A 15,711-nucleotide genomic window follows, 5' to 3' on the forward strand; every position below is an offset into this window, starting at 1 on the left:
GTTCGCCTTTCTGGACGTCCTGGGTCGGTCGCGGCGGGGGGGCGGGGCGCCGGGGCGCCCTCTCCGGTCAGAGGTCCCATTCCGCCTCGAATTCGTCGATCTCGGCCTGCGCGAGCCCGCCGAAGGTCAGGTCGGAGGGGGTGTGGCCGCCGGCGTCGGGGTCGTCGGCGTGCGCGACCGCGCCGGCGAGCTGGTCCAGCCAGCCCTGGGCGAGGGCGCCCGCCTCCGCTTCGGTGAAGAGCCGCCCGGGCCAGGCCCAGGTCGCGGTGAGCACCGGCCCGCCGGGGCCGTCGTGGACGGCGGCGACCACCTCGAACGGGTAGGCCACCGGGGCCTGCGGGTCGACGCCGGGCGGCAGCGAGCCGGTCTCCGGGGCGGCCCCCCACTCCTCGCCCTCCGCCGCGGCGGTGATCCGGCCGAGGTTGTTGAAGAGCAGCACCGGGGCGGCGCCGGCGGCGAGCCCGGGGTCGCCCGCCCGGCCGGCCGACGGGTAGCGGAGCAGACCGTGGCCGGTGCCGCCGCCGGGGACCTCGCGCAGCCGCTCCTTGGTCCGCTTGAGGGCGTCGCCGGCGTCTCCCCCGCCGGCGCGGGCCTGGGCCGGGTCGAGCCCGGCGGTGTCCAGCCGCACCGGGTGCACGGCGGTGAACCAGCCGACGGTGCCCGTCGGGTCCGCGCCGGGGGCATCGTCCTGGTCGCGGCCGTGCCGCTCCATGTCGACCAGGAGCGGGGCGCCGGGGTCGGCGCCGCGCCCGGCCCTCCACTCGGCGAAGGCCAGCGCGAGCGCGCTCAGCAGCACGTCGTCCACGGCCGCGTTGAACAGGGCGGGCACCCGGCCGAGCAGTGCGCCGGTGGTCTCCGGGGCGAGCCGGACGGTGGTGCGGCGCAGCGTCGCCGCGGTGTCGCGGGCCGGGTCGGGGGCGGGTTCGCAGGCCGGGACGGGGGCGACGGCCTCCAGCCAGTGCGGCAGCTCGGCGGAGCGGTCCCGGGCGGCCTGGACGCGCGCCCACCGCTCGAAGGTGGCCGGCGCCGCGGGCAGTACGGCCTCCCCGCCGCCTTCGGTCCCCTTCCACGCGGCCGCCAGGTCGGCGCGGAGGATGTGCCAGGACACCCCGTCGACGACCAGGTGGTGCACGGTGAGCAGGAGCCGCCCCGGGTCGGCGCCCCGGTCCAGCCAGACGGCCCGGACCATCGCCCCGCCCTCGGGGTCGAGTTCCCCCTGGGCCGACTCGGCGGCCCCGGCGGCGGCGCGGGCCAGCGCGTCGCCGTCCAGTCCGCGCGCGTCCCGCCTGCTCAGCACGTCCGCGGCGCGGACCGCCCCGGGTTCGGCGGTGACCAGCCTCGGGCCGTCCGCGGCGGGCGCGCCCGCCGCGCCGCCCTCCGGGATGACCAGGCGGGAGCGGAGCATCGGGTGCGCGTCCAGCACCGCCTGCAGGGTGCGCCCCAGGCGCGCGGCGTCCGCACCGGCGGGGGTGTGCAGCACCATGGACTGGCTGAACCGGGCGAACAGGCCGCCGCGCTCCAGCATCCAGTGCATGACCGGGGTGAACGGCACCGTACCGGTGTCCTCCGCGTCCACTTCGGCCGGCGCGCCGGAGACCTCGGAGGCCACCGAGGCCAGGCCGGCCGGGGTCTGCTCGGTGAACACGTCGGCGGGGGTCAGCTCCAGGCCCGCGGCACGCGCCCGGCCGACCAGGCGGATCGCCTGGATGCTGTCGCCGCCCAGGGCGAAGAACCCGTCGTCGGCGGAGACCGGCCCCGCCCCCAGGACCTCGGTGAAGAGGCCGCAGAGCAGCTCCTCCACCGGGCCTTCGGCGGCCCGGCCCGGGTGCTCCCCGGCGGCGGGCCCGGCGGGCGCGGGGAGTCCTCGGCGGTCCAGCTTGCCGTTGGGGGTGAGCGGGAGCTCCGGGAGGACGAGGATCTCGGCGGGGACCATGTAGTCCGGCAGCCGCTCGGCCAGGGCCCGGCGCAGCTCACCGGGGTCGGGGGCGGACCCGGCGCGCGGCACCGCGTAGCCGGTGATCCGCGGGGAGCCGGAGGCTCCGCTGTGCACGGCGGCGACGGCGCCGCCCACCCCGGGCAGCCGGCCCAGGGCGTCCTCGATCTCGCCGAGCTCGATCCGCAGGCCGCGGATCTTGACCTGGAAGTCGGTGCGGCCGAGGAACTCGATCGGTCCGGGCAGGCCGTCCGGTCCGGCCTTGCCCCACCGGACCAGGTCGCCGGTGCGGTACATCCGCTCGCCGGGACCGCCGAACGGACAGGCCACGAACCGGTCCGCGGACAGGTCGGGGCGGCCGGCGTACCCGCGCGCCAGCTGGGAGCCGGCCAGGTAGAGCTCACCGGGGACGCCCGGCGGGACCGGCCGCAGCGCCTCGTCCAGCACGTAGACCCGGGTGTTCCACACCGGCAGCCCGATCGGCACCGAACCGCCGGCACCGGAGGAGGGGGGAGAAGAGGGGGAGAGGGCCTCCCCCACTCCGCCGCCGGAGGCCTCCGGCCGGGCGGAGGCGCCTACACGCGCCGCTTCCGGAGCGGCGTCCTCCACACCGAAGGCGCCCTCGCCCGCCCTGCCGACCGCACCAGCGGCAAGGACCGGCCGGGCGGCGCCTGTCACCCCCGGGACCGCGCTTCGCAGGCCAAGGGTCTTCCCGGACGCACCGGCGGCATCACCGTGCGCCTCCTCCTCGGTCGGCGAGACCGACTCTCCGGCGGCGGTGGGCCGAGGGGCGGCGGCCGCACTCGGACCGGTGCTCTCCGAGTCCTCCGAGTCGCGGACGTCTCCGACCGCGCCGACAGCGGCGCCCTGCGCCACGATGGCGGACGGCCCGTCGGCGGCCGACCGGAAGGCGTCGAACCAGGTCACGTCCACCGCGGCCTCGGTCGGGCCGTACAGATTGTGCAGCCCCACCCCCGGCAGCACCTCGGCGAACCGCTCCGCCGCGTCGGCGCCCAGCGCCTCACCGGAGGCGAACACCCGGCGCAGCGACGGGGGGACCGGGGCGGCCGCGACCGCGGGGTCCTCCAGGAAGGCGCGGAGCATGGACGGCACGAAGTGCACCGTGCTCACGTCCTGCTCGGCGATGAGCCGCGCCAGGCGGGCGGGGTCGCGGTGCGCCCCCGGCTCGGCGACGACCAGGGCCGCACCGACCGCGAACGGCCAGAAGAACTCCCACACCGACACGTCGAACGACGCCGGCGTCTTCTGCAGCACCCGGTCCTCGCAGGTCATCGGGTAAGCGCCCTGCATCCACGCCAACCGGTTCACGATCGCCCCGTGCGGCACCGCCACCCCCTTCGGACGCCCCGTCGACCCCGACGTGAAAATGACATAGGCCGGGTGCTCCGGCAGCAGCCGCCCGCCCCGATCCGCATCGGACAGCGGCTCAGCGGAGCGCCCGGCGGCCTCGCCCGCGTCCGGGGCGATCAGCTCCAGCCCGGGGGCCTCCGGCAGCAGCCGCGCGCTCTCCTCGTCGCAGACCGCGCAGAGCGGGTCGGCGTCGGCGATCATGCCGGCCAGCCGGTCTGCGGGCAGGTCGGTGTCGAGCGGCAGATACGCCGCACCCGCCTGCACCACCGCATGCAGAGCCACCACCAGCTCCACCGAACGCGGCAGCGCCACCGCCACCACCGACTCCGGACCCGCACCCCGCGCCACCAGCTCACGCGCCAACCGCGCCACCCGCCCATCGAAATCCGCGCGGGAGACCGCGGTGCCCTGGAAGACGACCGCGGGCGCGGTGCCGCCGGCGGCACCGCCGCGCAGCAGCTCGGGCAGGGTCTCCGGCCCGACCTCGCGGCCGGTGGCGTTGACCCGGTGCAGCACCGCGTCCCGCTCGGCCGCGGAGAGCGGGTCGAGCTCGCCGACCGGGCGCTCCGGGTGGGCGACGGCCTCGGTGAGCAGCCGGACCAGCCGCTCCGCCAGCTCCCCGGCGGTGCCGGGATCGAACATGTCGGCGGCGTAGCGGACCGAGACCGAGGCCGGGTCCTCCCCCGGCGTCTCGACGAACTCGAACTCCAGGTCGAAGCGGGCGGTGCGCATGGCGCCGTCGTCGATCTCGGTCTCCAGGCCGAGGATGCGGCCGGTCCGCTCCGGCCGGATCTGGTGCGAGACCATCACCTGGAACAGCGGGTTGCGGCCGGGGGCGCGCTCCGGGTCGACCGCGTCGACCACCCGGTCGAACGGCAGGTCGGCGCTGCCGAAGGCGTCCAGGTCGGTGCGGCGCACCCGGCCCAGCAGCTCGGCGAAGCCGGGGCGGCCGGACAGGTCGGTGCGGAGCACCAGGGTGGTGAGGAACATGCCGACCGCGTCGTGCAGCGCCTCGTCGGTGCGGCCGGTCGCCGGGGCGCCGAGCGGCACGTCGTCGCCGGCGCCCATCCGGTGCAGCAGCACCGCCACCGCGGCCTGGAGCACCATGAAGGTGCTGGCACCGCGGCGCCGTCCCAGCTCGGCGGCGGCCCGCATGAGTTCGGCGGGCAGCTCGGCCCGGGCCGTGCCGCCGGCGCCGTCCCGCAGCGCCGGCCGGGGCCGGTCGGCGGGCAGCGGGATCTCGGCGGGCAGGCCGGCCAGCGCCTCGGTCCAGAACGCCCGCTGCCGGGCGGCCGTACTGCGCGGGTCGTCCTCCTCGCCGAGCAGTTCGCGCTGCCAGAGCGCGAAGTCGGCGTACTGGACCCGCGGGGCGCCCCAGCCGGGGGCGTGCCCGTCCAGGCGGGCCCGGTAGGCGGCCTGGAGGTCCCACAGGAACGGCTCCTGGGACCACTCGTCGATGACGATGTGGTGGAAGAGGAAGAGCAGGATGCAGGCGTCCTCGCCGGTGCGCAGCAGGACGGTGCGGAAGCCCGGTTCGGCGGCGAGGTCGAACGGGCGGGCGGCGGCCGCGGCGAGCAGCGCCTCGGCATCGCGTCCCCGGGCGTCGACCTCCTCCAGCGGGTCGGGGGCCTGGTCCGCGGGGAGCACCCGCTGGAAGGGCTCGCCCGGCCCGCCGGCCGCCCGCCGCTCCGATCCCTGCCGCTCGGGGCCCTGCTGCTCGGGGCCCTGCTGCTCGGGGAAGGCGGTGCGCAGTACCTCGTGCAGCCCGACCACGTCGCGCAGCGCCGCGCGCAGCGCACCGGCGTCCACCCGTCCGCGGCAGCGCAGCACCCACGGCACGTTGTAGACGGCCTCGGCGCCGTGCAACCGGGAGGCGGCCCACATGCCGCGCTGGCCGCCGGTGAGCGGGAGCGGCCCGTCCCAGTCCCGGGCGGCGCCGGGGCGCAGCGCGGGGCGGCGGGCGCCGCGGGCCTCGATGCGCGCCGCCAGCGCCTCCGGAGTGGACGCCTCGAACACGTCGGCGACCCCCGCATCGGCGCCGGTCCGGGCGCGCAGCAGGTTGGCGGCGCGTGCGGCGGCCAGGGAGTTGCCGCCGAGGGCGAAGAAGTCGTCGGCGGCGCGGGTGAACGGGATGCCGACGGCGTCGGTGAACGCCTCGGCGACGGCCCGCTCCAGATCGCCCTCGGGCTCCCGGCCGCCCCTCCCTCCTGCGGACGGATCGGCCGTAGGAGCCCCGTTGAGGGCGGTGGTGGGCGCCGGGAGGGAATTGCGGTCGAGCTTGCCGCTCGGGGTGAGCGGCGGTTCGGGCAGCGCGACGAGGACGTCGGGCAGCATCGGCGCGGGCAGGGTGCCGTTCAGGGCCGCGCGCAGCTCCGCCAGTCCGGCCGCGTCCCATTCGGCGGTGCCCGGGGCGGGCACCACGTAGCCGACCAGCCCGGGGTCCCCCGACGGGCCCGGGTGCGTCGCGGCGGCCGCGTCGGCGACGCCGGGCAGGGCGCGCAGCGCCGCCTCGATCTCGCCGAGCTCGATCCGCTGGCCGCGGATCTTGACCTGGAAGTCGGTGCGGCCGAGGAACTCGATCGGCCCGGGCAGCCCGTCCCGGCCGGGCCGGCGGCGCACCAGGTCTCCGGTGCGGTACATCCGCTCGCCCGGCCCGCCGAACGGGCAGGCCACGAACCGGTCCGCGGACAGGTCCGGGCGGCCGACATAGCCTCGCGCCAGCTGCGCCCCGGCCAGGTAGAGCTCACCGGGGACCCCGGTCGGGACCGGCCGCAGCGCCTCGTCCAGCACGTGCACCCGGGTGTTCCACACCGGCAGCCCGATCGGCACCGAGGCCCCGGAGCCGAAGGAGGCCGTCCGGTCCGTCCCGCCCCCGGCTGCCGACCGGGCGGTGTCCGCCACGTCCGGGCCGGCGCCCTCCGGGCCTCGCGCCCCCGGACCGGCGGTGCCGCCCTGCGCCGCACCGGTGGCCGGGGCGGCCTGCACCGCGGCACCGGGAAGCGCGCTCCCCCGTCGGCCCCGCTCCTCCGGAGCGGTGCGCCCGGGGTCGCGGCCGTCCCCGGCCGCACCGGTGGAACCCCCCTGCGCCGCCTCCGCGTGCGGGGCGGTCCGCGCGGCGGCGCCGGACGGCCCGCCGGTGGTCGGCTGAATGGCGTCGAACCAGGTCACGTCCACCGCGGCCTCGGTCGGGCCGTACAGGTTGTGCAGCCCCACCCCCGGCAGCACCTCGGCGAACCGCTCCGCCGCGTCGGCCCCCAGCGCCTCACCGGAGGCGAACACCCGGCACAGCGACCGCAGGCCGGCCGCCTCGGGGGCGTCCAGGAAGGCGCGGAGCATGGACGGCACGAAGTGGCAGGTGGTGACCTGGTGCTCCCGGATCAGGGCGGCCAGGCGGGCGGGGTCGCGGTGCGCCCCCGGCTCGGCGACGACCAGGGCCGCACCGACCGCGAACGGCCAGAAGAACTCCCACACCGACACGTCGAACGACGCCGGCGTCTTCTGCAGGACGCGGTCGGCGGGGGTCAGGCCGTAGGCGTCCTGCATCCACGCCAACCGGTTCACGATCGCCCCGTGCGGCACCGCCACCCCCTTCGGACGCCCCGTCGACCCCGACGTGAAAATGACATACGCCGGGTGCTCCGGCAGCAGCCGCCCGCCCCGATCCGCATCGGACAGCGGCCCTGCGGAGCGGACCTCCAGACGGCCCTGGACGCGGGGGTCGTCCAGCAGCACGGTCTCCGGGACGTCCGCGTCCGGCAGCGACCGCGCCGTCCCGGTGTCGGAGAGCACCAGCAGCGGCGCCGCGGTGCGGAGCATGTAGGCCAGCCGGTCTGCGGGCAGGTCGGTGTCGAGCGGCAGATACGCCGCACCCGCCTGCACCACCGCATGCAGAGCCACCACCAGCTCCACCGAACGCGGCAGCGCCACCGCCACCACCGACTCCGGACCCGCACCCCGCGCCACCAGCTCACGCGCCAACCGCGCCACCCGCCCATCGAAATCCGCGCGGGTGGGCGCCTCGTCCCCGGAGAGCAGGGCGGGCCCCGCCTCCCCGGCGCCGGGGGCCGCGGCCAGCAGCTCGGGCAGCGTCCGCGGCGGGACGGCGTGCGCGACGGACCCCCGCTCGGCGTCCAGGGCGCGGCGCTCGGCCGGCAGCAGCACGTCGGCGGCGCCCACGGGGCGCGCCGGGTCGGCCAAGAGGGCGGTGAGCAGCAGGGTGAACCGCTCGGCCAGCGCCCGCACGGTCTCCGGGTCGAACAGGGCCGCGGCGTAGCGGATCACGCCGTCCAGGCCGTCCTCGCCGGGGCGCTCGATGAAGGCGAACTCCAGGTCGAACTTGGCGCTGTCGATGACCCGGTCGTCCAGGCGGGTACGCAGCCCGAACAGGTCCCCGGTATCGGCGGGGCGGATCTGCTGCGCCACCATCACCTGGAACAGCGGGTTGCGGCCGGCGGCCCGGCCCGGGGCCGCGGCGTCCACCGCGTCCTCGAACGGCAGGTCGGCGTTGTCGTGCGCGGCGAGGTCGGCGGTGCGCACCCGGCCCAGCAGCTCGGCGAAGCCGGGGCCACCGGATAGGTCGGTGCGGAGCACCAGCGTGTTGAGGAACATGCCGACCAGGTCGTGCAGGGCCTCGTCGGTCCGGTTGGCGGCGGGCGCGCCCAGGGCGACGTCGTCGCCGGCGCCCATCCGGTGCAGCAGCACCGCGACGGCGGTGCGCAGCACCATGAAGCGGGTGGTGCCGGTGGACTCGGCCAGCTCCTCGGCGGCCCGGCGGAGCGCGGGCGGCACCCGGAACCCGACCACGCCGCCGTCGGCCGGCATCCCGCCGGCCGGCCGGGGCCGGTCGGCGGGGAGCGCCGTCTCCTCGGGGAGGCCGGCCAGCGCCTCGGCCCAGAACGCCCGCTGCCGGGCGGCCGTGCTGCGCGGGTCGTCCCCGTCGCCGAGCAGTTCGGCCTGCCAGGCGGCGTAGTCGGCGTACTGGACCGGGACCGGGGCCCACTCCGGGGCCCGCCCGTCCAGGCGGGCGCGGTAGGCGGCGTCCAGGTCGCGCAGGAAGGGCGCCTGGGACCATTCGTCCACCGCGATGTGGTGGAAGACGACCAGCAGCAGGTGCTCGTCCTCGCCCTCCGGGAAGAGGGTGAACCGGACCGGCAGGTCGGAGCCGAGGTCGAACGGGGCCCGCGCGGCCGCCTCGACCCGGCCGTCCGCCGTGTCCTGCGGGGCTCCGGTGCGCGGCTCCTCGACGCGGAGCAGGCCGGTGGGGAGGGCGTCCGCCGGGACCACCTGCTGGACCGGTTCGCCGGCGCCCTCGGGCAGCGGGAACCGGGTGCGCAGCACCTCGTGCCGGAGCAGCACGTCGCGGGCGGCGGCGGCCAGGGCCGCGCGGTCCAGGGGGCCGGAGATCCGCAGCGACCACGGGACGTTGTAGGCGTCGGATCCCGGGTTCATCCCGTCCAGCAGCCACAGCCGGCGCTGCTCGGCGGAGAGCGGGGCCGGGGCGTCCGGGTCGGTGCGGCGGGCCAGGGCGGGGCGGGCGGCGGCGGGCCGGTCCCCGCCGTGGGCGGCGGAGCGCGCGGAGGTGCGGGCCGCGAGCCCGGCGACGGTGGGCGCCTCGAACAGGTCGCGGACGCCGACGTCCAGGCCGAGGCGGGCGCGCATCCGGTTGACCGCGCGCGCGGCGGCCAGCGAGTGCCCGCCGCTGCTGAAGAAGTCGTCGTGCACGCCGAGCGAGGGCAGGCCGAGGACCTCGGCGGCGATCGCGCACATCTCCCGCTCGGTGTCGTCCCGGGGCTCACCCCCCGCGGCGCCCGCGGCCGCGCCGGTCCCGGTGCCGCTCGCGGCGGGGGCGAGCAGCAGCCGGGCGCCCTCCTGGCCGTTGAGGGTGGTGGTGGGCGACGGGAGGGAGTTCCGGTCGATCTTGCGGTTCTCGGTCAGCGGGAACGCGTCCAAAGCGACGAAGACCGAGGGGACCATGTAGTCCGGCAGCGACTCGGCCAGCTCCGCGCGGAGCCGGGCCGGGTCGGGGTCCGCGCCGTCCCGTTCGGGGACCAGGTAGCCGACCAGGTAGGCCTGGCCGGGCACGTCCTCGCGGGCGGTGACCACGGCCTGGCCGACCCCCTCGGCCCGGGACAGCGCCTCCTCGACCTCGCCGAGCTCGATCCGGAAGCCGCGCACCTTGACCTGGTGGTCGCCGCGGCCCAGGTACTCCAGCGCCCCGTCGGCGCGCCACCGCACCACGTCGCCGGTGCGGTACATCCGCTCCCCCGGCGTACCGAACGGGCAGGCCACGAAGCGCTCCGCGGAGAGGTCCGGGCGGCCGGCGTAGCCGCGCGCCAGCCCCTCGCCCGAGATGTACAGGTCGCCGGGGACCCCGGTGGGCACCGGGCGCAGCGTTGCGTCCAGCACGTACACCCCGGTGTTGGCGATCGGGGCGCCGATGTCCACCGGCTCGCCGGCGCGCACCCGGGACACCGTGGACCAGATGGTGGTCTCGGTCGGCCCGTACAAGTTGGCGGTGTGCGCGGTGCGCGCCGCCATCCGCTCGGCCAGGTCGCGCGGGAGCGCCTCGCCTCCGACCAGGGCACGCAGGCCGTCCAGGGCCTCCGGCCGGTCCTCGGCCAGGGCCCGCCAGAGCGTTGGGGTGGCCTGCATGACCGTGGCCCCGCTCTCCTCGGCCAGGTCGGCGAGGGCGGCCGGGTCGCGCACGGTGTCCCGGTCGGCCAGCACCAGCTCCGCCCCCTGCATCAGCGGCAGGTACAGCTCCAGCGCGGAGATGTCGAAGCCGACGGTGGTCACCGCGAGCCAGCGGTCCTCCGCGCCGAGCGGGAACCGCTCCGCCATGTCCAGCAGGAAGTTGAGCAGTGCGCGGTGCGGCACCACCACGCCCTTGGGGCGCCCGGTGGAGCCGGAGGTGTAGAGCACGTAGGCGGCCGAGTCGGGGTGCGGGTCCAGGAAGGAGAGGGTGGCGCCGGGCGCCCGGTCGGCCGCGCCGCCGGGGGCGTCCGGGCCGAGCAGCAGCCGGGCCGGGCCGGGCGGCAGTTCCTTGTCCAGTCCGGGGGTGGTGACCAGGAACCGGGCGCCGGAGTCGGCCAGCATGTAGGCGATCCGGTCCGCCGGGAAGTCCGGGTCGATCGGCAGGTAGGCGGCGCCGGTGCGGCCCACCGCGAGCAGCGCGGCGACCAGGTCGGCGCCGCGCGGCAGAGCGACCGCGACGACCGTCTCGCGGCCCGCGCCGGCGGCGGCCAGCCGGGCGGCGACCGCGTCGGCGCGGCGGGCCAGCTCGGCGTAGCCGACCCGCTCGGTCCCGGTCCGCACGGCGGTGCGGTCCGGGTGCTCGGCGGCGGTGCGGGCGATGCGGCGGGCCAGTCCCGGGGCGGGGACCGGGCGGGCGGTGGCCTCGGCTCCGCGCAGCAGGGCGCTGCGCTCGGCGTCGGTGAGCACCTCGTGTTCGCCGACCGGGACGTCCGGCGCGACCAGCAGGGCGATCAGCACCTGGCGGAACCGCTCCACCAGGCTCTCCGCGGTGGACCGGTCGAAGCGGGCGGTGGCGTAGCGCAGATTCGCGGCCAGCCCTCCGCTGCCGGGGAACTCGGCGAAGGTGAACTCCAGGTCGAGCTTGGAGGTGGCGATGTCGATCGGGTGCACCGAGGAGTCGGCGCCGAGCAGCCCGGGGTGGTCGGGTTCGCGCTGGTAGGTCAGCATGACCTGGAAGAGCGGGTGGCGTGCGGCGGAGCGGGACGGGTCGGTCTCCCGCACCACCGCCTCGAACGGGACGCCGGCGTGCGCGAACGCCTCGATGTCGGCCTCGCGGATCCGCGCCAGCAGCTCCCGGCCGGTGGGCGCCCCGGACAGGTCGGTGCGCAGGGTGAGCATGTTCAGGAACATGCCGACCGCGTCGTGCACCGCGCTGTCGTCCCGGTTGGTGACCGGGGTGCCGACGGGGATGTCGTCGCCGGCGCCCATCCGGTGCAGCAGCACCGCCACTGCGGCCTGGAGCACCATGAAGACGGTGGTGCCGTGCGCGGCGGCGGCGCGGCGCAGTGCGGCGGCGGTGTCGGCGTCCAGGTCGAAGCGGACGGTCGCGCCGGCGCCGTCGGCGACGGCGGGCCGCGGCCGGTCGGCGGGCAGGGCGGTCTCGGCGGGCAGCCCGTCCAGCGCGCGCCGCCAGTAGGCGAGCCCGCGCCCCATCGGCGACTCCGGGTCGCCGGCCTCGCCGAGCCAGGCCCGCTGCCAGCGGGCGAAGTCGGTGTAGCGGACGGCGGGCCGCTCCCAGCGGGGCTCCTCGCCGGCGGTGCGGGCGGTGTAGGCGGCGTCCAGGTCGCGGACGAACGGCGTCTCCGACCACTCGTCGGTGGCGATGTGGTGGAAGCAGAGCGCCAGCACCGCGTCGTCGGGTGCGGTGCGGATCAGCGCGGCCCGCACCGGGACGTCGGTGCGCACGTCGAAGGGGGTGTGCAGCACCTCGGCGACGGCCCGGTCGAGCCGGGCCGGGTCGGTGCCGGCGTCCTCGGTGCGGAGCGGTCCGGGGACCCGCTCCATGGGCAGCACGCGCGGCCGGGGCCCGTCGCCGTCGTCGGCGTGGACGGTCCGCAGCACGTCGTGCCGGGCGACCACATCGCGCAGCGCCAGGGCGAGGGCGGCGTCGTCGACGGGGCCGCGCAGCCGGAAGGCGAGCGGGACGTTGTAGGCCGGGCCGGGGCCGTGCAGCTCCTCGTGGAACCAGATGCGCTCCTGGGCGTAGGAGAGCGGGGCGTCGTCGTCGGGGCCGGGGTGGGCGGTGAGCGGTGGGCGGTCGTCGCCGCCGGAGCGCTCCTGGAGCAGGGCGGCGAGGCGGGCCGGCTCGGGGGCGTCGAACAGGTCGCGGACCCGGGCGTGCAGGCCGAGCTCGGCGCGGATCCGGTTGGCGGCGCGGGTGGCGAGCAGCGAGTGGCCGCCGAGCGCGAAGAAGTCCTCGTGCACCCCGATCGGGGCGGTGCCGAGCACTTCGCCGAGGACGGCGCAGAGGCGCTCTTCCAGGGGGGTGCGCGGCGCGGCGGCCGGGGCGGGGCGGTCCCCTCCGGCGGAGGGGCCGGGGGCGGGCAGCGATTTCCGGTCGATCTTGCGGTTCTCGGTCAGCGGGAACGCGTCCAGTCGGACGAAGACCGAGGGGACCATGTAGTCGGGCAGCGACTCGGCGAGCGCCGCGCGGAGCCGGGCCGGGTCGGGGTCGGCGCCGTCCTCGAACACCACGTAGCCGGCGAGGTAGGCCTGGCCGGGCACGTCCTCGCGGGCGGTGACCACGGCCTGCCCGACGCCGGGCAGCCGGTTGAGCCGGGCCTCGACCTCGCCGGGTTCGATCCGGAAGCCGCGCACCTTGACCTGGTGGTCGCCGCGGCCCAGGTACTCCAGCGCCCCGTCGGCGCGGCGGCGGACCACGTCGCCGGTGCGGTACATCCGCTCCCCGGGCCCGCCGAACGGGCAGGCCACGAAGCGCTCCGCGGAGAGGGCCGGGCGGCCGGCGTAGCCGCGCGCCAGCCCTTCGCCGGAGATGTACAGGTCGCCGGGGACCCCGGCGGGGACCGGGCGCAGGGCGGAGTCGAGGACGTAGGCCCCGGTGTTGGCGATCGGGGCGCCGATGTCCACCGGCTCGCCGGCGCGCACCCGGGAGGCGGTGGACCAGATGGTGGTCTCGGTCGGCCCGTACAGGTTGGTGACCGAGGGGGCTCGGGCGGCGAGGCGCTCGGCCAGGTCGGCGGGGAGCGCTTCGCCGCCGACGAGGACCCGGAGCCGGTCGAGCACCGCCGGGCGCTCGTCGGCCAGGGCCCGCCAGAGCGTCGGGGTGGCCTGCATGACCGTGGCCCCGGCCCGCTCGGCCAGGTCGGCGAGGGCGGCCGGGTCGCGCACGGTGTCCCGGTCGGCCAGCACCAGTTCGGCGCCGTGCATCAGCGGCAGGTAGAGCTCCAGGGCGGAGATGTCGAAGCCGACGGTGGTCACCGCGAGCCAGCGGTCCTCCGCGCCGAGCGGGAACCGCTCCGCCATGTCCATCAGGAAGTTGAGCAGGGCCCGCTCCGGGACCACCACGCCCTTGGGGCGCCCGGTGGAGCCGGAGGTGTAGAGGACGTAGGCGGCGGTGTGCCGGCGGGCCGCCCCGGCGCCGGGGGCCCCGGCCGCCCGGTCCGCTCCGCCGGGCGCAGGGGCGCCCTGTTCCGGACCGGCGGGGCCGAGCAGCACCCGCTCCGGCCCCTCGGGCAGCTCCTTGTCCAGTTCGGGGGTGGTGACCAGGAGCCGGGCGCCGGAGTCGGCCAGCATGTAGGCGATCCGGTCCGCCGGGAAGTCCGGGTCGATCGGGAGGTAGGTGCTGCCCAGGCGGCCCGCCGCGAGCAGCGCGGCGACCAGGTCGGCGCCGCGCGGCAGGGCGACCGCGACGACCGTCTCGCGGCCCGCGCCGGCGGCGGCCAGCCGGGCGGCGACCGCGTCGGCGCGGCGGGCCAGGCCGGCGTAGTCCAGCCGGCCCGCGGAGGTGCGCAGTGCGGGGGCGCCGGGGGCGCGCCGGGCCGCCGCGGCGACCTGGTCGGCGACGGAGGCCTCGGGCACCGGGCGGGGTTCGGGGGGCGCGGTGAGCAGGGTGCGCTCGGCGGCGCCGACCAGGTCGAGCGAGGCGACCCGGGCGGAGGCCGCGGCGTCCGCCCGGCCCTCCCCGGCACCCGGCTCCGCGTCCGGGCGGGAGAGCAGTCCTTCGGTCATCCGGACGAATTCGGCGAGGCGCTCGGCGGCCTCCCGCTCGGTGTAGCGCTCCGGGTTGGCGTTGAGCACGAGGTGCAGGCCGCCGGCGCCGGTGTCGGCGGCGACCGACAGCGAGACGTCGTCGACCGGCCCCTCGGAGAGGGTCCGGGTGTCCCCGCGGACCTCCCCGAAGCGGACGTCGTAGTCGAAGGCCTTGATGTTGACCATCGGCCCGTACAGGCCGGTGGCCCGGCCGACGAGGCTGAGGTCGCGGCGGATGTCCTCGGCCCGGTAGCGCTGGTGCGCGCGGAGCCCGCGCAGCGCGTCCCGGGTGCGCCGGACCACCTCGGCGACGGTGTCGCCGGGGGCGGCGGCGATCCGCAGCGGCAGCACGTTCACCACCATGGCGGGGGTGCGCAGCGCCGCCGAGCCGAGCCGGCCCATCGCGGGCACGCCGAGCACCGCCTCGGGGGCGCCGGTCCGGCGGTGCACGTAGCAGCCGAACAGGGCGATCAGCGCCTCCGCCCAGTTGGCGCCGGCCCGCCCGGCCAGCTCCTCCAGGGCGGACAGGGCCGCCGCGTCCAGCCGGGCCCCCGGCCGCACCGCCCGCCGGGGGGTCGCGGGCGGTGCGTCCGAGAGCAGGGCCGGTTCGGGGCGGTCGGCCAGGGCCCGGGCCCAGTGGCCGCCGTCCTCCTCCCGCCGCTCGGAGGCCTCGTAGGCCTCCTCCTCGGCGACGACGTCGGCGAGCGCGCCGAACCGGCGGCCGGGGTCGGCGCCCTCGGCGAGGGCGGTGTAGACCTCGGCCGCCCGCCGGGTGATCACGCTGATCGCGTAGGCGTCGGCGAGGATGTGGTGGTAGCGCTGGTACCACAGGTACCGCCGGTCGGCGGTGCGGATCAGCGCGAACCGGTGCAGCGGCCCGCCGGCCAGGTCCACCGGGGTGTCCATGTCGGCCAGCATCAGCTCCAGCGCGGCCGCCTCCGGGTCGGCCTCGCCGCGCAGGTCGACCGCGTCCGCGGGCCGCCCGCCGCCCGCCGCGCCGGGCGGGAGCACCTCCTGCCGGGGCACCCCGCCGTCGTCGACGATGCGGGTGCGCAGCGCGTCGGTCTCGGCGACCACCGCGGCCAGCGCCTCCTGGAAGAGTCCGGCGTCCAGACCGCCGGCGAGGTCGACGTACTGGCCGACGTTGTAGACGGCTCCGGAGGGGTCGACCTGCTGGGCGTACCAGACCCCGCTCTGGGCTCCGGTGAGGTCGAACCGGGGGTGAGGGGTGTCGGTCATCTTCGGTGGCTCCGGGTCGGGAGAGTGGCTGCGGTGGCGGTCGGTGGCGGGGGGCGGGCAGAAGGCCTGCGGGCCGCGGGGCCCCGGTCGGGGGCGGAGGTGGGGGGCGGGCGGAGGATCTGCGGCCCGCGGGGCCCCGCGGGTGGAATCAGCCGCCGGCGAGCAGGCGGGTCCAGGCGTCGATGCTGGGCTCCTCGGCGAGCTCGATGAAGTCGGTCTGCGCGCCGGCGGTGCGCCAGGACTCCACCAGGCTCATCAGGCGGATCGAGTCCATGCCGAGGTCGAGGAGGTTCTCGGTGCCGGGGACGGTGCCCGGCTGCTCTCCGAGGATCCTCTCCACGTCGGCGCGGATCCGCTCGGGGGTGAGCTCGGTGTCGGTCATCTCCGTGCTGGCCTTCCGTAGAGGTGGGTGTCGTGGTCCGGGG

General features: G+C 77.7%; 2 protein-coding genes. Both read right to left on the reverse strand.

Annotated elements, in window-relative coordinates; genetic code table 11:
* Window positions 1–67: 67 nt before the first annotated feature.
* Window positions 68–15,286 carry an amino acid adenylation domain-containing protein gene (locus tag J0910_RS21020; RefSeq protein WP_420160264.1) on the reverse strand — a complete coding sequence of 5,073 codons (15,219 nt, stop codon included), beginning with the start codon at window positions 15,284–15,286 and terminating at the stop codon, window positions 68–70.
* Window positions 15,287–15,434: 148 nt separating this feature from the next.
* The gene (locus J0910_RS21025) at window positions 15,435–15,668 is read right to left on the reverse strand and encodes a phosphopantetheine-binding protein (protein ID WP_420160265.1); all 234 of its coding nucleotides are present in this window, start codon (window positions 15,666–15,668) and stop codon (window positions 15,435–15,437) included.
* Between the last annotated feature and the right edge of the window lie 43 nt (window positions 15,669–15,711).

This window comes from Nocardiopsis oceanisediminis (assembly GCF_048595525.1).
Lineage (GTDB): Bacteria > Actinomycetota > Actinomycetes > Streptosporangiales > Streptosporangiaceae > Nocardiopsis_A > Nocardiopsis_A oceanisediminis.

Excerpts from the sequence above, each read along its gene's own strand:
- J0910_RS21020 (WP_420160264.1), bottom strand. The coding sequence starts at position 15,286 with ATGACCGACACCCCTCACCCCCGGTTCGACCTCACCGGAGCCCAGAGC.
- J0910_RS21025 (WP_420160265.1), bottom strand. The coding sequence starts at position 15,668 with ATGACCGACACCGAGCTCACCCCCGAGCGGATCCGCGCCGACGTGGAG.